We start from the raw sequence: 20278 nt of genomic DNA, 5'->3' as shown, positions 1-20278 counted from the left end.
ACCAAGATGGCGAAGTCTGTGCTGGATGCAGGTTGGGCCATGCTGAAAACGATGCTGGATTATAAATGCGCTCACGCAGGTATTGTTTTCAAAGAAGTTGATGAGTCGTACACCACCCAAACCTGTTCGAGTTGTGGCAGTTTGCCCGATTCGAGGCCGAAAGGTATCGCAGGACTTGGAATAAGAGAGTGGATCTGCAGTGCGTGTGGTGTCACGCACGACCGCGATGTGAATGCGGCCAGGAACATTCTTGCGGTCGGACATGGCCGTCTAGCTGTAGGAATCCCCCGCTATAATCAGCTTGCCTGATTTAGCGGAGGGAGGATGTCAAATTCGGCTGAATGATGAGGCGCTAAGCTAAAGGTATTAGATGTCAGCAGCTTTTTCCTTTGGAGTATTAAAAATACTCACTTTGCTTCAAAAAACTTTCAACTTATAACCTAATCACATTAATGTTGGGTGTTGTTATAATGCTTGGTAATTAAGGTCTAGATAGAAAACAGATTGCCATGAAACAGGATCTACGAAGTAAGTTCAGTGACAGCAGCCGCGGTGTTTACCTGTTTGGTACAACACCACCTAAAGCGGGGACGACCCCTGAAGCGACGGCTGAAATTGCCGAAAAGCTGCTGCAACGTTTAGAGCATGTCGAATTTGATGGCCTGATTGTCTATGACATTCAGGATGAAAGTAGCCGCATCGATAAACCGCGACCTTTCCCTTATATGCAAACGCTGGACCCACGGGCTTACTCGAAATTGATTCGTGAAAAAGCTGAAAAGCCGGTGATCACTTATAAGAGTGTTTCTCAGCGTGATGCGGCATCTTTCACTCAATGGCTGGATAAGGCCTGGAATGAATACGGCGTTCGTGACACCGTATTGGTGGGTAGTCCCTCTTCTGATGGTGACATCAAGCTGAGCCTGAATGATGCTTACGGTGTGATGAGAGATCATCCTGCTGATTTCCAGCTGGGTGGTGTGACGATCGCAGAGCGCCACGCTGTAAAAGGTAATGAGCATGAGCGTCTGATGACTAAATCAGATCAGGGTTGTGAGTTCTTTGTTTCTCAGGCGGTTTACGATGCTCAGGCGACGATCGATATGCTGAGTAGCTATGCTCGTAAATGTCGTGAACAAGGTATTGAGCCAAAGCGTGTGATTCTGACCTTTACCCCTTGTGGTAGTGTTAAAACGCTGGAGTTTATGGAGTGGCTGGGTATTTCGGTACCTGAAGCGACCCGTTTCCGTATTATGGATGCCCGTCAGCCACTGCAGGAGTCAATCCGTATCTGTCGTAATAACCTTGAGCAGATTCTGGAAGCCGTTCTACCGCTGAATATTCCGATTGGTCTGAATATTGAGAGCCTGACCAATCGTAAGGAAGAAATTGAAGCTTCGATCCGTATGTTCAAGCTGCTGAAATCCATTGTTGATCTGCGTCTGGCAGAAGCCGATCTTATCTAGAAACGTTGCTGTTTGATGTTGGTCTGAGCGGGTTCTCCCCTAGCCAGTCTTGTTGCTTATAGTGCAAGGCTGGCTTTTTCGTATCATAGCTCTCTGTTCTTTTGGAAAGCTCCTCACACCCCCTTTGATTCGTCAGTATTGATGCTATCTCTTATTGTTTCTGTTCTAGCTTAAAAATATAACCAATTGAATTATAAGCTTTATTTTTCGCTGTCAATGTCTGGTAGAGAGGGATTCAACTCATGATTTTTATTCACTGATAAAAAGTAGGGCTTAGAAGCAGGAAATGCACTGGCTTTGTGCGTTTTGAGTAAGAATCAGTCAAAAACAAGTGTGGATTAGTAGAGGGATACGGTGATAAAGCGGGTAAGGGAAAGTAATAGCAATAAAAAAACCCCATGCTTGCGCAATGGGGCTAAAAGTAAGAGAACAACTAAAAGATAAATATAGCGAACTACTTAAAAACTAGTGTGCAGATAGAGGTTTATCTGCAAAACGAAATACTTTGCCAAAAAACTGCTTAATCACTGCGATACGCTTTGCTTTAGCCTCTTGTTTCTTCTTTGCCATGTGCTCTTTATGCAGGCGTTCGAAGTATTGTGCTTCTGTTTCCGGGTATTGAGGCTGGTTAATCTGTAAAACGTATTTTGGGTTGTGAATAAACATGCTTTAGTAATCCTGACAGTCATTCTAACTGTCTAAGGTAAGGTGTTCAGTGAATATGCGTGCATTCTAGTGTTTCATTGTGGTGCGGACAAACGAAGTTTATTAACCGAAATGATGAAAAAAACTAATCATTTGTACAAGATGGTAGATCATCATATAAATGATGTGATGTAGTGTTATTCAGGGTAAATAAGCAGGCAATAAAAACCCCCTTATCTGCCTGGCAGATAAGGGGGGGCAGGTTGCCTGCAAAGCAGGCTATTTGGGGTTACTCGCTATCAGAAGCGGTAGTATTACCAGCCTTTTGACGCTCGAAATATTCGCGGGTCAGGCGAAATACCACTGGGCTCAGGATAGCAATGGCAATCAGGTTAGGGAGTGCCATCATAGCATTCAGGGTGTCCGCTACCAGCCATACGAAGTCCAGACTCAGCGTTGCACCCAGAGGTACAGCCAGAATCCACAGCAGACGGTATGGTTTGATCGCCTTCACACCAAACAGGAACTCAACACATTTTTCGCCATAGAAGGACCAGCCAATAATGGTGGTGAAGGCAAAGATTGCCAGAGAAATCGCTACCAGGTAGTTACCCAGGCCTGGCAGAGCATCTGCGAATGCCGCAGAAGTTAGCGCAGCGCCGGATTCACCGGAAGTCCATACACCGGAAGACACGATAACCAGACCGGTAATAGAGCAAACGATGATGGTATCCAGGAAGGTGCCCAGCATAGCGATCAGACCCTGACGAACCGGATCTTTGGTTTGTGCCGCTGCGTGAGCAATAGGCGCAGAACCCAGACCTGCTTCGTTAGAGAATACACCCCGTGCAACACCGAAACGGATGGCTGCCCATACCGCAGCACCTGCGAAACCACCTTCAGCCGCATGACCGGTGAAAGCGCTTTCGAAGATCAGCGCAAAAGCAGGGCCAATCTGATCGGCGTTGATAGACAGAACAACCAGGCCCGCCAGGATGTAAGCGACAGCCATCAGAGGTACCAGAGCACCGGCAACAGAACCGATACGCTTAATACCGCCGATCAGTACGGCACCAACCAGCACCATAGCGACCAGACCCGTTGCAACCGTTGGTACACCGAAGTTCGCTTCTACAACCTGAGCAATAGAGTTGGACTGTACAGTGTTACCGATACCGAAACCGGCAATTGCACCGAAGATAGCAAATGCAGTACCTAACCAGGCCCATTTCTGGCCCAGGCCGTTTTTGATGTAGTACATAGGGCCGCCAACATGGTTGCCTTCTTCGTCTACTTCGCGATACTTCACAGCCAGAACGGCTTCGGAGAATTTGGTTGCCATGCCGACTAGTGCGGTCAGCCACATCCAGAACAGAGCACCTGGGCCGCCCAGGAAGACTGCCGTTGCAACACCGGCGATATTACCGGTACCTACAGTCGCCGACATGGCGGTCATCAGGGCCTGATAAGGCGGGATTTCACCCTCACTTTCTTCACCTTCTTTAGCTTTAGTGCCTTTAAACAGCAGGCTAAAACCGGTGCCGAGTTTGAGGATCGGCATCAATTTCAGGCCCAGGCTCATAAAGAAACCTACGCCTAATATCAGGATGAGCATAGGCGCACCCCAAACGATACCGTTGATCGTGCCGATAATGGAACTTATGGATTCCATGAAGAATACCTCTTTTTATTTTTATAGGGGCTCTTGTTATTGGTTTGATGCCACAGGCTTAGATTAAGTTTGTAGCATTTGGAAACTGTTTTTCTTATACGTCAACAGTTTTCCTATAGTAAACAATATACCTTCTTAGGGGATTTTTGAACCTTCTTTAAGATTATTTGTCTAAAAAATTTTGAAACTCGCTGTCGGGTACAAAAGAGCCTCCTGTTGTCCAGATGATATGAGTGCTGTTATTTAGCTGACTCTTCAGCTTAAAGCGAGCGATATAGTCTCGACCTTGATCTGTATTCAGCATGGCGGGTCCTGAACAACCGATAGCGGCAGAGGGTTCAACCTGAATATTCTCTTGTTGATGCAGCTGTTGCAGGTGTTGGTACAGGGTTTGATCGTAGCTGGTAAAGACACCGGACACTTCATCTCTTACCGCATCACACACCCATTGAGCAGCTTGGCCAACCGCTAAACCATCGGCATCCGTGGCGATCTTTAAATCAAATTCATACACACTGACCGGTTCACTGCCTGCTTCTCCCGCCATGCCCAACAGCATACAGGGAGCTTGTACTGGTTCGGCAAAGAAACAATGTACATGTTCGCCAAATAGGGCTTTTAAGCCAAAGGTAATACCGCCTGGAGCACCACCGACACCGGCAGGCAGATAGACAAATAATGGGTGATCGGCATCGACGGGGATATTTTGCTCATCTAGTTGCTGTTTCAGGCGTAGTGCGGCCACGGCATAACCCATAAACAGGCGAGGTGAGTTCTCATCGTCGACAAAATAACTGTAGGGGTTTGCTTCTGATTGTGCCCGGCCTGCGGCAACGGCGGCACCATAGTCAGCCTGATGTTCGATAACCTCTACGCCGCGTTTGCGTAAGCGCTCTTTTTTCCACTCTTTTGCATCCGCTGACATATGTACGCTGGCCTTAAAGCCCAGAGCAGCACCGATAATACCGATGCTCAGGCCCAGGTTGCCTGTGCTGCCCACCGCGATCTCGTATTGGTTGAAAATGTTTTTTGCATGATTGGAAAAAAGTTTCCTATAATCATCATCTGTGTTATTTAATAAACCTGAATCCAATGCAAGCTGTTCAGCGAAGCAAAGCACTTCATGGATACCACCCCGGGCTTTTATCGAACCAGCGACAGGTAAAGCATGGTCAGCTTTGATTAACAGGCGGCCGCCAATGGGGTTAAGTGTGCGATGTAGCTGCTGGGTTGCCAGTAGTGGGGATTCAATTAAACCGGCGCTGTTTTCTAACTCAGGAAACAGCTCAATCAGTAGAGGTGCAAAACGACGCAGACGGTCATCTGCAGCGTAAATTTCACCTTGTGCTGGTTTATTAGGTGCCGAAGCGGTTTGTTGGTAGTAAGGGTTGAGCCAGAGCAGCGGCTTACCCTCACGAATATATTGCTGTTGAGTTAAGGGGATAGCCAGCGGTGTTGTTGTAATCGTTGCCATAGTGCACCTGTCTGCAGAAATTTAAAATCTGCAGACAGTGTTGCGCGCAAGCGCTGGCTTTACAAACGATACTAATTGAAGCTGTGTTTAGTTTTTCTAAAGACTTGGCGTTAAACGTCACCACTGTCATGCTGAGATCCGATCTATGTTAAAAGCCCAGACCCTAACTGCCCTTTGAATCTGCAGGACGTTTAATGAGTTTTTCCAAAGCTGCACAGGAGCTTTGCGTGACCACAGGAGCGGTCAGCCAACAGATTCGAAAATTGGAAACAGAACTGGGCGGTGCACTCTTTATCCGTCAGGCTCGCTCCCTAGAGTTGACAGAGTCCGGTGAGATATTGCTGACAGCGACTCATCAATCGCTGAATGCCCTGTCAATCGCGGTAGAAAATTTAAAGCATGGCGCAAAAGAGCGGATAGTACGTTTAACTGCGATTCCTTCGTTTGCCTTCCATTGGTTGATTCCCCGTTTAGCCGAGTTTCATCGGCATTCGCCAGAGTTAAGGGTTGAAGTGCGTGCGGTTGCGGCGGCGTTAGAGCGTCTGGACAGTGATTTTGATCTGGCTATTGATTACAGCCCGGATAAAAACAGCCTAGGTTTTGATTCCCGTCTGTTATGCACGGAAGCCCTGATTCCGGTGATGGCACCTGGCTACCGGGAAGACTTTGATTGGCAGGATGTGACGAGCTGGCAAGGTGTGGCGCTGCTGCATGACACCGAAGCCTGGCAGGGAGCGGATCGCCACGTCGAGTGGCAATACTGGTTGCGGGCTCAGGGTTTAGATATGGGTAAGGTGGCAGAAAATTACGCCTTTAACCGGGTTGATATGGCCGTTGAAGCCGCCGCCGCTGGTTTGGGCATCGCTTTGGCACGGGAAAGCATTGTTGAAGAGGCGCTGAACAGTGGTCGCTTAGTCGCTCCTGGCCCAGCGGTGCCCTCTCCAGCCAGTTATTGGCTGCGTGTGCCGGAACTGCATAAACAGGATAAAGATGTACAGCAACTGATCGAATGGTTGCTGTCTCAGACTCAGCCGGTTCAAACGTTGGCTGCCCAAACTCAGTCGGCTTCATTTAAGCCGTCATCCATTGGTGCAGGGAAAGTTCAGTCGATCGATAGTGCCAGTAGTTATCAACCGGGCTTTGTTGCTAAAAGTGCCGGTATGATGTGAACTCTGCTGATTTATGGCTTGTTTAGTGCTGAGTTTTAAGAAGATTTTTGAGTTGTGCTGTCTAAGCTGAGACAAAACAAGCCTGGTTACTCAGGCTTGTTTTGTTTTTTTACTGCTCTGATGACTCCAGTATTAGTGCGGTGAAGTTATATGGGCTAAAGCCGACTTCAGTGTTATTTCAGTTTATGGCTTTTTAAAACTCGGGTTGCCATGGCTCTAAGAGGTGCAGGTTTAAGCGGTTTGTGCAATACGGTATAACCCTCGCGCTTGATCTCTTCCGCAACCGCTTCGGTACGATCTGCCGTAATCATAATGCCGGGTAGTGGCTCATCCAGCATCTCATTAAGGGCCGTCAGTGCCATAACACCGGTAACGTCGTTATCCAGGTGGTAATCCGCCAGTACAATATCCGGGCGTCCACTATTGCGAATCGCTGATTTTGCCCCGCCAATGGTGGTGGCTTTGCTGACTCGGCAATCCCAGTTACTGAGCATAGCTTCCATACCTTCCAGAATTAATGGCTCGTTATCGATACAGAGCACGTGCAGTCCTGCCAGTGGGTTATTGCGTTTCTTACTAGCACTTACGCCGCTAGTACCTTCACTTTTTGGAGCTTCCTGCGGTAACTCGGCGGCACTGCCATAGGGGACTTCAACACTAAAAACTGTACCTTGGCCGGGCCATGAGCGTACCCGTATCTGGTGTTTCAGTACACGGCTCATACGATCAGCAATGGACAGGCCCAGACCCAAACCCTTCTCGCTTTCTTTATTGTGACGTTCCGGGTGATCCAGTCGTTTAAATTCCTGAAAAATTTCACTCAGTTTCTCTTCTGGAATACCTGGACCAGTATCCCAAACTTCAATGCGGATACTGTCTTTCAGGCGTCGACAACCCAATAGAATCTTGCCGTGTTGAGTATAGCGGGAAGCGTTGGATAGGAAGTTTTGCACAATCCTGCGTAGCATCTGGGCGTCACTTTTTACGATAGCACTGGAGTTAATGACATCCAGGTGCAGGCCGCGATCATTGGTTAAGGCTCCAAACTCCGCTTTTAAAGGCTTTAAAATCGTTGCCAGTTTAAAGGTGGTCAAATTGGGTAAGAGTGCTCCGGCATCCAGTTTGGATATATCCAGTAGGGTGCTTAATAGCTCTTCAGCTGCCTTTAATGAGCCGTCAATATTGGTGGTCATGCGGTATTGCTCTGGATTTTCCTCTTTGACCTGATGGGCGAGTGCCGAGGTAAACAGGCGTGCCGCATTTAATGGCTGTAACAGATCGTGTGAAGCAGCTGCCAGGAAACGGGTTTTAGAGGCATTGGCTTGTTCGGCAATCTGCTTAGCTTGCATCAGGTCTTGGTTTAGATCGGACAGTTTCTGTGTCCGCTCTTTAACCCGCTCTTCCAGGGTTTCGTTGGTTTCTTTCAGGGCGATTTCAGCAATACGGCGCTCGCTAATATCCTGATACAGGGCAAAGAAGCCTAAAATATCGCCCTGATCATTTTTATGAGGCGTATAAGTCACCAGACCATAGCGGGTGCGGCCATTATCCAGAGCGTGCTCCAGCTCAAAAACGCTGCGCTCGCCTTTGAGCACTTTTTCGATATAGGGGCGGCGTGCTTCATATTGACTGAGCGGTAGTACCTTATAAATTGGTTGGCCAATAATAGCATTACGATCAACATTCATGGTTTCTTCGTAAGCTTTATTGGTAAACAGATATCTGAGATCGGTATCAAAGTAAGCGATTAACGCTGGAACATTATCGGTATAGATACGGATGTTATTTTCCGACTGTATCAGTGCTTCTTCGGTGCGTTTCTGTTGGGTAATGTCCTGATAGGTATAGACAAAACCGCCACCAGGCATAGGGTTGCCCTGTACATCCAGTACCGTACCATCCTTTCGGTAACGGACGTAACGATGCGCTTCGCCACGACGAATATTGTCCGTCAATTGCTGTACGTGCTCTTCCGGGTTTCCCAGACCGTACTCACCATTTTGGGCATTAAAGCGGAAGATATTCTCCATCGGCTGACCTACATGAATCATGTCATCCGGGAAGTTAAACAGCTCCAGGTAGTGCTGGTTCCAGACCACTAGGCGTAAATTGTGATCCACTACAGAGATCCCCTGGCTGACGTTTTCAATCGTGGCCTGCAGTAATGCCCGGTTAAATTCAAATACCTGAGAGGCTTCATCGACAATAGAGATGACGTCACTGATCTGAATCTCTTTACCTTGCAGGGCTGAATTAATCACGATTCGGGCGGAAGAGGCTCCCAATACCCCGGCCAGCAGGCGCTCAGTAAATTGAATGACCTCAATGCTGGCCCTTTCATCTGGTTTAAACTCCTGATTATTTTGCTTCAGGAAGTAATCCTGAAAGGCTTTATCGACCGTTTCTGGTCCCAAAAAACGTTCGCATAATGCCATCAGGTCGCCGACCGAGGTGGAGCCCATCCAGGGGCGGGTGGTTTTGGTATTGCGGGTATCGATGCTGTCGATAAAAGCAGAAGCCTGGATACGGTCAATCACACGTTGCTTTGTGAGATTAGAGACGGCGATATAAAAGCACAGATTAATGCTCAGGCTGAATACAACGCCGTGGGTCAGGAAGTCAAAGTGAGCGCCAAACAAGGCTTCCGGGCGCAACCAGTATATACCGCCTGGGCCATCGGCCAGAATGCTCGATTCTAGCCAACCCGCATTAACCAGTGTGGGAATCAGTAAGGTATAAGCCCAGATAAAGAAGCCGGCACTCATGCCTGCCAGGGCTCCGTAGCGATTACCACGTTTCCAGTACATTCCGCCAATCAACGCTGGTCCAAACTGAGCGACCGCAGCAAAGGAAAGCAGCCCCGTAGCAGCCAGGGTATTAAACTCTGCCAACATCCGGTAGCTGAGGTAGCCAAGTGCCAGAATACAAACAATGGCGATCCGGCGGATACGTAAGACCATTTGGCCAAAGTCATGGTGAGAGGTGCTGCCACTCCAACGGAATTTCAGCAACAGTGGAATCACGATATCGTTAGACACCATGATACTGACTGCTATGGTAGCCATAATAACCATGCTGGTGGCGGCGGAAAAGCCACCCAGGAAGGCTAATAGTGTCAGAAGGCTATCCTGGGCCGCCATTGGCAGAGTTAATACAAAAGTATCCGGTTCGACAGTGCCGTCAGGGAAAATCAATAAGCCCGCAGCGGCGATGGGGAGCACAAAGAAAGAGATTGCAAACAGATAAGAAGGAAATACCCAGCGGGCGGTACGGGAATCATCCACATGGGTGTTCTCCACTACAGCGATATGAAACTGTCGGGGTAAACACAGAATAGCCAGCATTGATAACAGGGTCTGAGCAATAAAGCCGTAATTGATAGGATCTTTGCTCAGCTGTTTTTCAATTTCCAGATAGTAGCGCGCATGGGTTAACAGGTCGTTAAAGCCATTAAACATACCGTAGGTAATATAAGCTCCTACCGTCATAAAGGCGACCAGCTTAACGATGGACTCAAAGGCGATTGCCAGTACGAGGCCTTCGTGGTGTTCCGTGGCGTCGATATGACGGGTACCAAAAATGATGGCAAACACAGCCATCATAATCGCAACATAAAATGCAGTATCGCTATAAACGCTAACGGTGTGATCTGCCAGAGGGGCTGGATAGCTGGTGATTACGTTATAGGACATTGCCACTGCTTTCAATTGCAGTGCGATATAGGGCAGAGTGCCTACCAGCGCAATCAAGGTGACCAGGACGGCCAAACTCTGGGTTTTACCGTAGCGGGAGGCAATAAAATCAGCGATAGAGGTGATGTTTTGCTTCTTACTGACACGGATAATTTTGCGTATCAAGCTGGAGAACAGCAGGTACATAATAATTGGGCCGAGAAATATACTCAGATAAATCCAGCTGCTATGAGCTGCTTGGCCCACCGTGCCGTAGAATGTCCAGGAAGCACAATAAACCCCCAGAGCCAGGCTGTAGATAAATGGGCGGCGTGAGTTCAGGCGTGGTTTATTACGCTTGGCTTTTGTATCTCCCCACCATGCAATCGAAAACAGGATCGCAATATAGAGTAGCGATATAATAACTAATACCCAGCCTTGAAACATATCGGGTCACCTGATGGAAATTTAAAGCAATACACGCAGTCCTGCGCAACAACGGTTTTTCTGAAAGACAATATCCCGATGATATCTGTCTATAGTCCGATAATGTAATGAATTTTTTAGAAAAATCTCTAGTCAGCCTGTTGAAGAATATCAAAATACAGTGATTTTAGTGGATATCTATCTTTGTAAGACTAAAGTCAAAGGCTTTTGAGGCTCAGTATTTGTTAGATTTAGAGGTTGGCGGTGTTTCTATACTCCAAGCCAGGCTCAGCAAAAACAACAACAAAAAAGCTAATAAAGGGTTAACCCATGAAACAAGAGCAAGCGGCGGCTTATTGGCGAGAAAATATCGAGCCGATTCTTCGTTATCTGATTATCTGGTTTGTGGTGTCTTATGGTTGCGGCATCCTCTTTGTTGATGAGCTGAATAAGATCCACTTCTTCGGTTTTAAGATGGGGTTCTGGTTCGCTCAGCAAGGCTCTATTTTTGTCTTTTTAGTTCTTCTGGTGATGTACGCCCGCAATATGAACAAGCTCGATAAAAAATACGACGTGGACGAGTAGTTTTTATTGAGTTGCGGCTGTTTGCAGGTATTACAACAATAATAGTATCTTCAGAGGAATCATCATGGGGCTCGATCTACTTACCTACCTGTTTGTCGGCCTGTCATTTGCGCTGTATATCGGTATTGCCATCTGGAGCCGGGCAGGTTCCACTCAAGAGTTTTATATTGCGGGCGGCGGTGTGCATCCTGCTGCTAACGGTATGGCAACCGCTGCGGACTGGATGTCGGCGGCTTCGTTTATCTCTCTGGCGGGTATTGTCTCTTTTGCGGGTTATGATGCTTCGGGTTATTTGATGGGCTGGACCGGCGGTTATGTCATTTTGGCAATGTTGTTAGCCCCCTATCTGCGTAAGTTTGGCAAGTTTACTGTACCTGACTTTATCGGTGATCGTTATTACTCAAATACGGCCCGTACCATAGCGGTGATCTGCGTCATCTTTATCTCTTTTACTTATATTGCAGGTCAGATGCGTGGTACAGGGATAGTATTTTCACGCTTTCTGCATGTCAGTATCGATTGGGGTGTATTAATCGGTATGGTGATTGTGTTTTTCTATGCGGTTTTAGGTGGTATGAAGGGGATCACGTACACTCAGGTGGCTCAGTATTGTATTTTGATCTTTGCCTATACTGTCCCTGCGGTCTTTTTGGTCATGCAGGTGACGGGCCATATTCTGCCTCAGACCGGGCTTGGGGCGACGGTGCAGGAGTCCGTGAATCCAATCTGGGCAGGTAAACCCGTACTCGTTGTGTTAGATGAGGTAGTACAGGAGTTGGGCTTTCATGAGTATACGGCTGGTTCACGTTCTACCCTGGATACTTTCTTTATCACTGCTGCACTGATGGCGGGTACTGCAGGATTACCTCACGTAATTGTGCGCTTTTTTACTGTGCCCAGTGTCCGTGATGCCAGGGCTTCTGCTGCCTGGGCATTGATGTTTATTGCGGTTCTTTATCTGACAGTACCGGCGGTGGGTGCCATTGGGCAACTCAATCTGATCAATACGATCAATGGGCAAGAGGGAGAGGGTACGGACTATACCGCTATGCCTCAGTGGTTTAAGAATTGGGAGCAGTCAGGATTGATCGCTTGGAATGACAGGAATGGGGACAACAAGGTGCAGTATGCCTCAGGTGAAGCTTTTGTCGGTGGAAAGCCTGAACTGACGGATGATTATGGCGATCTGGGGCAGCGCTTAACACTGAACCCGATTATCGATAGTGCGGTAGCTCCAGGTTTTGACCCCAGCCAGCAACCCTATGCCAATGAGGTGTTTGTGGATCGGGATATTATGGTGTTGGCTAACCCCGAAATTGCCCAGTTACCGGAATGGGTGGTTGCTTTAGTGGCCGCTGGTGCGATTGCAGCGGCATTGTCCACTGCCGCGGGCTTGTTGCTGGTGATCTCAACTGCGATCTCCCATGATCTGTTAAAGAAGACGCTGCTGCCCGAAATTAATGAGCGGCAGGAGCTGGTTGCTGCCCGTATGGCTTCTGTTGCAGCGATTTTTATATCGGGTTACTTCGGTCTGAATCCACCTGATTATGTGGCCGCTACTGTTGCTCTGGCCTTTGGGTTGGCTGCAGCCAGTTTCTTTCCTGTGATAGTCATGGGTATCTTTTTTAAACGGATCAATAAGCAGGGGGCGATTGCCGGTATGCTGGTTGGGTTGATTTCTACATTGGCCTATATTATCTACTTTAAATTTCTGGGTGGGGCGACAGAGGATCTCATTCTGGGGATCTCCCCAGAAGGCTTCGGTGCACTGGGGATGATGATGAACTTTGTGGTCGCTTTCTTGGTGTCTTATTCCACGCCTGAACCACCGGAAGAGATTCAGGCCATGGTCGATCATATTCGTATTCCCAGAGGTGCAGAAGCAGCTCAGGAGCACTGATTTTGTATTCAATATCTGGCTCTTTTTCAAAGGGAAAGCAACATGTTTTCCTTTTTTTATATGTAAAGCAATAAGATAGAAAAAATTGCTTTATATGCATAGCAGCAAAATAAGTCACTCGTTTATATGCGTAGCAGCAAAACAATGTCTCTAATCTTCATTATGGAGCTTAAGATACTTTGCTCTGTTGGCTGAGTTGTGACCATTTGGTTCTATTCGCCCTATTTTACTCCCTCTGACCTATTAGACCTTTATAGTATAAAGCAAAAAAGCGGAGTTTTTTTCTGGCTTGCATGTTTGTTGCATCTTTTTGTTTTGTAAGGATTTTTTAAGTTTTCAGGGCTTGTCTGTTAGGGTCTAATACTAATGTCGGGGATTACATCGAAGGGGATATTTTTAAAAATCGAATGTGCCTGAAAACAGGAACTTTCATAACAATAAACTGGGGATAAGGCAAAAAGGCGTATATCGGTTATAAAAATGACAATGAGTGTCATTGACCAATATCCGCTGCTGGCTCCTCATGATTTGCAGGCTTTATATCCTGACCTCTTATATAACAATAAACGGAGAGCATCACTATGGTAGATGATAAATCCAAAGCAGTTGCCTATTGGCAAGCGAACGTTCGCTTGATCATTGGCAGCCTGGTCGTTTGGGCTATCGCGTCCTACGGCCTTGGAATTCTTCTGCGTCCTATGCTTGCTGGCATTTCAGTCGGTGGTACCGATCTTGGTTTCTGGTTTGCTCAGCAAGGTTCAATTCTGACTTTCATCGGTATCATTTTCCACTATGCCTGGAGAATGAATAAGCTGGATCGTGACATGGGACTTGAGGAGTAATCTGTAATGGATCAGTTTCTAATTAACGTACTCTTTGTAGGTGCGTCCTTCGCGCTCTACTTTGGTATCGCAATCTGGGCCCGTGCGGGTTCAACGAAAGAGTTCTATGTTGCTGGTGGTGGTGTTCACCCGGTTGCTAACGGTATGGCAACGGCGGCGGACTGGATGTCAGCAGCATCTTTCATCTCCATGGCTGGTCTTCTGGCCGCTGGTGGTTACGCAAACTCTTCCTTCCTGATGGGTTGGACCGGTGGTTACGTACTGCTGGCAATGCTTCTGGCTCCTTACCTGCGTAAGTTTGGTAAGTTCACTGTGCCAGATTTCATCGGTGACCGTTTCTACAGCAAGACTGCACGTCTGGTTGCTGTAGCGTGTCTGATTGTTGCTTCTGTGACCTACGTAATTGGTCAGATGGCGGGTGCGGGTATTGCATTCTCTCGCTTCCTGGAAGTAGATAAAGACACCGGTCTGGTTATCGCTTCTGTCGTAGTATTCTTCTACGCAGTACTAGGTGGTATGAAAGGTATTACCTACACCCAGGTTGCTCAGTATGTTGTACTGATCATCGCTTACACCATTCCTGCGATCTTCATCTCTATGGAGCTGACCGGCAATCCAATCCCTGCGCTTGGTTTGTTCGGTGATCATGTTGAGTCTGGTATGCCTCTGCTGGCTAAACTGGATCAGCTGGTGATTGATCTTGGCTTTGCGGCCTACACCGCGGATGTTCCGAATAAACTGAACATGGTTCTGTTTACTCTGACTCTGATGATCGGTACTGCAGGTCTGCCACACGTAATTATCCGTTTCTTCACTGTACCTAAAGTTGCTGATGCACGTTGGTCTGCGGGTTGGGCGCTGATCTTCATCGCTCTGCTGTACCTGACTGCTCCTGCGGTAGCTTCTATGGCGCGTCTGAACCTGATCAACACTGTTTACCCGAATGGTGTACAGGCTGAGTCTATCAAGTACGACGAGCGTCCTGACTGGATGAAGACTTGGGAAGAAACCAAGCTGATCACATTTGAAGATAAGAATGGCGACGGCCGCATCCAATTCTATAACGGCAAGGCTGATATGTCTGACCGTGGTTGGAATGGTAACGAGCTGACTTACAACCGCGACATCCTGGTACTGGCTAACCCTGAAATTGCACAGCTGCCTGGTTGGGTAATCGGTCTGATCGCTGCTGGTGGTCTGGCTGCTGCACTGTCCACTGCTGCAGGTCTGCTGTTGGCTATCTCCTCTGCGATTAGTCACGATTTGATTAAGAAATCAATCAATCCGGATATCTCAGAGAAAGGCGAGTTGATGGCGGCACGGGCCTCTATGACCGTCGCAATCACTGTCGCAACATATCTGGGTATGAACCCTCCCGGCTTCGCGGCTCAGGTAGTAGCACTGGCGTTCGGTATTGCGGCAGCATCTATCTTCCCTGTGCTGATGATGGGTATCTTCTCCAAGCGCATCAACAACAAAGGTGCGGTTGCGGGTATGCTGTCTGGTCTGATTATCACTCTGGTATACATCTTCATGTATAAAGGTTGGTTCTTCATCCCAGGTACTGCGAACCTGCCTGATAATCCTGATAACTGGATTCTGGGTATCTCTCCTCTGTCCTTCGGTGCAATTGGTGCGATCATCAACTTCACTGTGGCATTCGTAGTATCCTCTGCGACTGAAGAGCCACCTCAAGAGATTCAAGATCTGGTTGAAAGCGTACGTTACCCTAAAGGTGCTGGCGCTGCAGTTGACCACTAATGATCCGGATGTAGACTCTTTCTACATAAGGACATAAAGTGAGAGCGGGCTTCCTGGATGACAGGAAGCCCGTTTTACTTTCAGGATACGTTTTGAGGAAAAGGTTTTTATGATCTGGCATTTATTAGCAGCATTTTCGGCAGGTTTGGCGGCAGCAGGTATCGCTTTGATACTGCGTAAACTGAGTCGGGGTATTATTCCGAAATGGTTTATCCCTGCGTTTGCCGGAGCGGGAATGCTGGCTTACCAAATCAATATGGATTATGGCTGGTATGAGCACAAACTCGAGAAGTTGCCTTCCGAGTCCTATATCGTTTCCTCTGAAGCTCCAGGTAAGATCTGGCGTCCGTGGACCTACGTCTTTCCGATGACCTCTGCATTTACGGTACTGGACACCAAAACCATCGATACCCGTATGATTGGTGATCAGCGCGTAGCAGAGTTTGTGTTGTACCGTTTTGAGAAACATTACACTGACCGTGTTGCGAATAATCACTTTGTACTGAACTGTGGTTCCCGCGAGTTACTGCCGATAAATGAGAAGGGCTCTCTGGATGTCAGTCAGAAGCGTTTGCTGCTGGCAAGTGACCCTTTGTTATCCAAAGTCTGTCTCTGATTTTTATTTCATCACTTCTGCTTTATTCGTTCTTTTCTTAGTCAGCTGTAGCGTTGAGACTAAAGTACGGCTTACAGCTGACTAATGGGTCTGCTAGATTGTTCCATAGCATAATTCTATAGCGTTGTTTAGTTGTTGGGGCCGGGATGGTCTACGTGATTGTTGGCCTATTATCCATTCATTATAGAATGGCCAGTCCAGCTCTAAACACTATTGATACCGTGATAACAGGCTCTGATAATTAGGATAAAAAATCTATGAGCAGTGAGTTTGATCTTTCTCATCCGCCGTTTGATTTGCTCAGCCCGGAAGAGCAGCGCAAGTTGGTTTCTCGCCTTGATATTGGTTACTTTGGTGATGGCGAGACGATCCTTGATGCGGGTCAAGAGGCTGAGTCTGTCTATGTGGTGTTAAAAGGTGCAGTTGCCGAGTTAGATCCTAAAGTTAAGGAATCAGATCCGGATGGCGGTGTGATTCGTGAATACGCCCATGAAGATCTGTTTGGAGCGATTGCCATTATTAATGGTTCCAGTCGTTACACTTTCCGTGCTCTGGAAGAGACGATTTCTTGGCAACTACCCAAAGAAGTTTTTTTGGAGCTGTTGGAGGCCAATGAGGCTTTTGCGGCTTATTTTCAGAATACCCTGGCAGAGAAGGCGCGCCTGCTTGAGCAACGTCGCAGTGAGAAGTTGGGCGGCGGCGATATGTCTTCCTTTATGCTGGCGATGGTGAAAGATTCCGTCCTGCGCGAAGCCGTTGTTTTGCCTTCTGGCACAACCATTCTTGAAGCCACTCGTACCATGCGAGAACAGCATGCTGACTGCCTTCTGGTTCAAAAAGGCGATCAGTATGGCATGGTGACCCGGACCGATCTGCTGGAAGGTGTCGTGTTGCAGGATATGGGGCTGGATGGCGATATTTGTGATCTGGCCAGTTATAACCTGCTAACAGTAGAGTCCGATGATTTCCTGTTTAATGCACTGGTTCTGATGACCCGTCATAAAATTCAACGTGTGGTGGCCTTTGATGATGGTGAGTTGGCTGGTCTTGTTGAGCTGACAGATGTGCTGAGTTTCTTCTCCAGTCAATCCCACGTTATTGGTTTGCAGATTGAGCGGGCGAATAATCTGGAAGAGCTGGCGGTCGCGGCAAAGGGAACAACAGAGCTGGTAAATGGCCTGGTCGCTCAGGGTGTAAAAGTGCGCTTTGCTATGGATCTGTTAGCGGCCCTGAATGGCCGTATTATTGCCAAGGCCTATGAACAACTGGTGCCGGAAGAGATTCGTAAGAAAACCTGTTTGCTGGTGATGGGCAGTGAAGGCCGTGGTGAGCAGGTGCTGAAGACTGATCAGGATAATGCTCTGATTATAGCGGATGATCTTGATTGGGATGAGTGCAGTAAGGTGATGGATAAGTTCACCACGACCTTGCTGGATTTCGGTTATCCGCTGTGTCCTGGCAAGATTATGGTATCCAACCCTGAGTGGGTGATGCGTGAATCCGAGTGGCGCAAAACGCTGAAAAACTGGACGGCCTCGGTAGAAGGTAACGGTCTGATGAATCTGGCGATTTTTGTGGATGGCCATGCTGTTGCCGGTAATACCAGTCTATTTAATAAGCTGCGTGATGATCTGTTCCGTGCTCTGGAAGGTAATGAGGTATTTTACTCTTACTTTGCTATGCCGCTGCGTCGTTTCAGTACCCCGCTGACCTTCTTTGGTGGTCTGAAAAAATCGGATGCCATGGATATCAAAAAGGGTGGTATTTTTCCAATTGTACATGGTATTCGTACCATGGCATTACAGTTCAAAATTAAAGAAACCAATACCTTTGAACGTATAGAGGCGTTGGTAGAGAAGCGTGTGATGAAGCGCAAATTTGCTGATGATCTGGCAGAAGCTTTAGTGGTATTGAGCACTCTGCGTTTGCAGCAACAGCTAAAAGTTGAAACCGGGCAAGCCTCCTTGGGTGAGGGGAATATGGTCAGTGCGGTGAGTTTAAATAAGCTGGATCGGGATCTATTACGCGAAGCGCTGCACATGGTGAAAGAATTTAAGTCGAGGATGTCACATAGATATCACCTCGACCGATAAAAATAATATTCAAGGTCTCCTGTGAGGTAAGCAAAATGGTTTTAAAAACAATAAGAAGTGCTACCGATAAATGGGCTCATAAAGATGGCGATTACGCCTTTATGTTTGAGCCGTATGATGGCGATGAAGTGATCGCTCTGGACTGTGAGATGACAGATCTGGACCCGCAAAAAGCGGAGCTGGTTTCGATCGCTGCAGTAAAATTAAAGGCAGTCAGGTGCTGACCAGTGAAAAACTGGATATTAAGTTGCAAAAGCCAGAGAGCCTGACCGGTGACTCCATTAAGATTCATCGTATTCGTGGAGTTGATCTGCGAGGTGGTGAGGTGCTGCCGGATGCTCTGGAGCAGCTGCTTCAATTTGTCGGTAATCGTCCAATTATGGGTTACTACATCGACTATGATATTACGGTGCTGAACCGTTTTATTCGCCCGCGTTTTGGCTTTAGTCTGCCGAATAAAACCATTGAGCTGTCACACCGTTATTTGAATAAGGTGAAGCGTGCGAACCCAGAGCTTCAACCTGATCTGCACTTTGAGAAGATTGCAGAGAAATTGGGTGTGCCTATGGTGGGGCAGCGCCACAGTGCGCTTGGCGATGCCACCACGACTGCGCTGATGTACGTTCGCTTATTGAAAGGCCCTGTACCAACGTCATAATCGTTGGGAGTCTCTCGTTCATAAGTAAGCACACAGTACTTTTCCCGTATAAAACCCGTATTTTCCGGCCGCTTCGGCCGGAAAATATCGGAATATTTATTTTCGGGTACTTAGCAGGTATTAGCTTTTGCTATGCTACCTGGTTGTTGCAATAGTTGTGGCGGAAGCAGTGATATATTTAGTGTGTTGATATCAGCATGATAAGATCTCCGTAAAATCAGTGCTACTTTGTAGACTGTTATGGCCTGCAATATCTTGCAGGCCTTCTTTATTTTTTCTCTGTTTCTTCTTGTGCTCTTTCTTAAGTGCAGCCTGATTGGCTTGCTTTATCCTCTGTATAGCTTTGGCTCAGGTCTTAGAGCGGGTATCTCCAAATCGCTTAAATCAGGCCCTACAGGAACAACGCGGGTTGGGTTGATGGTGTCATGGCTGTAGTAGTAATGACGCTTGATATGATCAAAATGTACCGTCTCGCTGATCCCTTTAAACTGATAGATCGCCTTGGTGTAATCCCATAATGCCGGGTAATCCTGCAGACGTTTTTGATTGCACTTGAAATGACCGTAATAGACCGGATCAAAGCGAATCAAAGTGGTAAACAAGCGGATGTCGGCTTCGGTGAGGTAGTCGCCAGTCAGGTAGTTATTTTCCTGTAAAAGATCCTCCAACTTATCCAGTTGGGTAAACAGCTGCTGAAAGGCTTCTTCGTAGGCTTCCTGGCTGGTAGCGAAACCACAGCGATAGACACCGTTATTAATGCTTGGATAAATCGCATCATTGAGGGCATCAATCTCTTGCTGTAAGTGTTGTGGGTAAAGATCGATTTTGTTATCTGTCAGATCGTCAAAGGCTGAGTTGAAGGTGCGGATAATCTCAGCGGACTCGTTATTGACGATAGTGTGTGTCTCTTTATCCCAGAGTACCGGTACGGTTACGCGCCCGGTGTAACCCGAATCCGCTTTACTATAAAGCTGGTGATGGCGGGTAAAGCCATAGTTAGGCTCTGGCTGATCATATTGCCAGCCCTCAGACAGCATATCCGGTGATACTGCAGTAACGTCGATTAAATCTTCCAGTCCTTTTAGATGTCTGACAATCATGGCTCTATGAGCCCAGGGGCAGGCATGGGATATATAGAGATGATAGCGGCCTACTTCTAAAGGAAATCGCTCAGAAGGTAATGTATCGCGAAACTGGGCGGATTCTCTGATAAAACGTCCATGACTGCTTTTGGTGTCGTACCATTTATCCTGCCACTGCCCATCAACTAATAAACCCATAGTTATAACCTCATATTTGC

The 20278-nt window shown here is 47.5% G+C and carries 16 protein-coding genes; 11 read left to right on the top strand and 5 right to left on the bottom strand.

The genetic code is table 11. The features are described from left to right. Together H579_RS0123160 and H579_RS0123155 are read left to right on the top strand one after the other, a co-directional pair. A partial coding sequence (locus tag H579_RS0123160; RefSeq protein ID WP_028302622.1) for an RNA-guided endonuclease InsQ/TnpB family protein occupies nucleotides 1-309 on the top strand: 309 nt, incomplete at its 5' end. A 200-nt stretch (nucleotides 310-509) separates the two neighbouring features. Beyond that, entirely contained in the window at nucleotides 510-1466 is a 957-nt protein-coding gene (locus H579_RS0123155) for a methylenetetrahydrofolate reductase (RefSeq protein WP_028302621.1), read from the top strand. A gap of 465 nt (nucleotides 1467-1931) precedes the next feature. On the opposite strand, the gene H579_RS0123150 is transcribed toward H579_RS0123155, so the two are convergent. The 3 genes from H579_RS0123150 to H579_RS0123140 form a co-directional block, all read right to left on the bottom strand. Next, nucleotides 1932-2132 (bottom strand): hypothetical protein, encoded by a 201-nt coding sequence (locus H579_RS0123150; RefSeq protein WP_028302620.1) that lies wholly within the window; start codon nucleotides 2130-2132, stop codon nucleotides 1932-1934. A 268-nt stretch (nucleotides 2133-2400) separates the two neighbouring features. Continuing rightward, nucleotides 2401-3783: an alanine/glycine:cation symporter family protein gene (locus tag H579_RS0123145; RefSeq protein WP_028302619.1), complete on the bottom strand. Its 1383-nt coding sequence runs from the start codon at nucleotides 3781-3783 to the stop codon at nucleotides 2401-2403. A 163-nt stretch (nucleotides 3784-3946) separates the two neighbouring features. Continuing rightward, complete coding sequence (locus tag H579_RS0123140) at nucleotides 3947-5257, bottom strand: D-serine ammonia-lyase (protein ID WP_036567324.1); 1311 nt, start codon at nucleotides 5255-5257, stop codon at nucleotides 3947-3949. A gap of 167 nt (nucleotides 5258-5424) precedes the next feature. On the opposite strand from H579_RS0123140, the gene H579_RS27345 reads away from it, so the two are divergent. Further along, on the top strand, nucleotides 5425-6426 hold the full coding sequence (locus H579_RS27345; RefSeq protein ID WP_281167082.1) for a LysR substrate-binding domain-containing protein: 1002 nt from the start codon (nucleotides 5425-5427) through the stop codon (nucleotides 6424-6426). 173 nt (nucleotides 6427-6599) lie between these two features. Here H579_RS27345 and H579_RS0123130 read toward each other — a convergent pair whose 3' ends face one another. Continuing rightward, nucleotides 6600-10544: a hybrid sensor histidine kinase/response regulator gene (locus tag H579_RS0123130; RefSeq protein WP_028302617.1), complete on the bottom strand. Its 3945-nt coding sequence runs from the start codon at nucleotides 10542-10544 to the stop codon at nucleotides 6600-6602. 309 nt (nucleotides 10545-10853) lie between these two features. Here H579_RS0123130 and H579_RS0123125 point away from each other — a divergent pair, with 309 nt between their 5' ends. The 8 genes from H579_RS0123125 to H579_RS27340 all read left to right on the top strand — a co-directional run bounded on the left by H579_RS0123125 (nucleotide 10854) and on the right by H579_RS27340 (nucleotide 18978). Further along, nucleotides 10854-11108, top strand: a complete 255-nt coding sequence (locus H579_RS0123125; RefSeq protein ID WP_028302616.1) for a DUF4212 domain-containing protein — start codon at nucleotides 10854-10856, stop codon at nucleotides 11106-11108. A gap of 64 nt (nucleotides 11109-11172) precedes the next feature. Then, complete coding sequence (locus tag H579_RS0123120; RefSeq protein ID WP_028302615.1) at nucleotides 11173-13008, top strand: sodium:solute symporter family protein; 1836 nt, start codon at nucleotides 11173-11175, stop codon at nucleotides 13006-13008. Between the two features lie 581 nt (nucleotides 13009-13589). Next, nucleotides 13590-13850, top strand: coding sequence for a DUF4212 domain-containing protein (locus H579_RS0123115; protein ID WP_028302614.1), 261 nt, complete (start codon nucleotides 13590-13592; stop codon nucleotides 13848-13850). Between the two features lie 6 nt (nucleotides 13851-13856). After that, nucleotides 13857-15611 (top strand): sodium:solute symporter family protein, encoded by a 1755-nt coding sequence (locus H579_RS0123110; protein WP_028302613.1) that lies wholly within the window; start codon nucleotides 13857-13859, stop codon nucleotides 15609-15611. 109 nt (nucleotides 15612-15720) lie between these two features. Then, nucleotides 15721-16227 carry a hypothetical protein gene (locus H579_RS0123105; protein ID WP_028302612.1) on the top strand — a complete coding sequence of 169 codons (507 nt, stop codon included), beginning with the start codon at nucleotides 15721-15723 and terminating at the stop codon, nucleotides 16225-16227. A gap of 257 nt (nucleotides 16228-16484) precedes the next feature. Further along, nucleotides 16485-18320 (top strand): DUF294 nucleotidyltransferase-like domain-containing protein, encoded by a 1836-nt coding sequence (locus H579_RS0123100; protein WP_028302611.1) that lies wholly within the window; start codon nucleotides 16485-16487, stop codon nucleotides 18318-18320. A 35-nt stretch (nucleotides 18321-18355) separates the two neighbouring features. Next, nucleotides 18356-18544 carry a 3'-5' exonuclease family protein gene (locus H579_RS30015; RefSeq protein ID WP_342662812.1) on the top strand — a complete coding sequence of 63 codons (189 nt, stop codon included), beginning with the start codon at nucleotides 18356-18358 and terminating at the stop codon, nucleotides 18542-18544. Beyond that, entirely contained in the window at nucleotides 18538-18978 is a 441-nt protein-coding gene (locus tag H579_RS27340; RefSeq protein ID WP_342662811.1) for an exonuclease domain-containing protein, read from the top strand. The genes H579_RS30015 and H579_RS27340 overlap by 7 nt, the downstream gene beginning before the upstream one ends. Nucleotides 18979-19304: 326 nt before the next feature. Here H579_RS27340 and H579_RS0123090 read toward each other — a convergent pair whose 3' ends face one another. Next, the gene (locus H579_RS0123090) at nucleotides 19305-20258 is read right to left on the bottom strand and encodes a glutathione S-transferase family protein (protein WP_028302610.1); all 954 of its coding nucleotides are present in this window, start codon (nucleotides 20256-20258) and stop codon (nucleotides 19305-19307) included. Nucleotides 20259-20278 lie beyond the last annotated feature (20 nt).

Origin of the sequence: Oceanospirillum beijerinckii DSM 7166 (assembly GCF_000422425.1) — a bacterium.
Classification (GTDB): Bacteria; Pseudomonadota; Gammaproteobacteria; order Pseudomonadales; family Halomonadaceae; genus Oceanospirillum; species Oceanospirillum beijerinckii.
Note: the sequence above shows the minus strand (reverse complement) of the source record. Positions and strands in the feature narration are given on the sequence as shown.

Coding starts and splice junctions, on each gene's coding strand:
- H579_RS0123090 (WP_028302610.1), bottom strand. CDS start 20,258: ATGGGTTTATTAGTTGATGGGCAGTGGCAGGATAAATGGTACGACACC.
- H579_RS0123115 (WP_028302614.1), top strand. CDS start 13,590: ATGGTAGATGATAAATCCAAAGCAGTTGCCTATTGGCAAGCGAACGTT.
- H579_RS0123105 (WP_028302612.1), top strand. CDS start 15,721: ATGATCTGGCATTTATTAGCAGCATTTTCGGCAGGTTTGGCGGCAGCA.
- H579_RS0123155 (WP_028302621.1), top strand. CDS start 510: ATGAAACAGGATCTACGAAGTAAGTTCAGTGACAGCAGCCGCGGTGTT.
- H579_RS0123130 (WP_028302617.1), bottom strand. CDS start 10,544: ATGTTTCAAGGCTGGGTATTAGTTATTATATCGCTACTCTATATTGCG.
- H579_RS0123140 (WP_036567324.1), bottom strand. CDS start 5,257: ATGGCAACGATTACAACAACACCGCTGGCTATCCCCTTAACTCAACAG.
- H579_RS30015 (WP_342662812.1), top strand. CDS start 18,356: ATGGTTTTAAAAACAATAAGAAGTGCTACCGATAAATGGGCTCATAAA.
- H579_RS0123125 (WP_028302616.1), top strand. CDS start 10,854: ATGAAACAAGAGCAAGCGGCGGCTTATTGGCGAGAAAATATCGAGCCG.
- H579_RS0123120 (WP_028302615.1), top strand. CDS start 11,173: ATGGGGCTCGATCTACTTACCTACCTGTTTGTCGGCCTGTCATTTGCG.
- H579_RS0123110 (WP_028302613.1), top strand. CDS start 13,857: ATGGATCAGTTTCTAATTAACGTACTCTTTGTAGGTGCGTCCTTCGCG.
- H579_RS0123150 (WP_028302620.1), bottom strand. CDS start 2,132: ATGTTTATTCACAACCCAAAATACGTTTTACAGATTAACCAGCCTCAA.
- H579_RS0123145 (WP_028302619.1), bottom strand. CDS start 3,783: ATGGAATCCATAAGTTCCATTATCGGCACGATCAACGGTATCGTTTGG.
- H579_RS0123100 (WP_028302611.1), top strand. CDS start 16,485: ATGAGCAGTGAGTTTGATCTTTCTCATCCGCCGTTTGATTTGCTCAGC.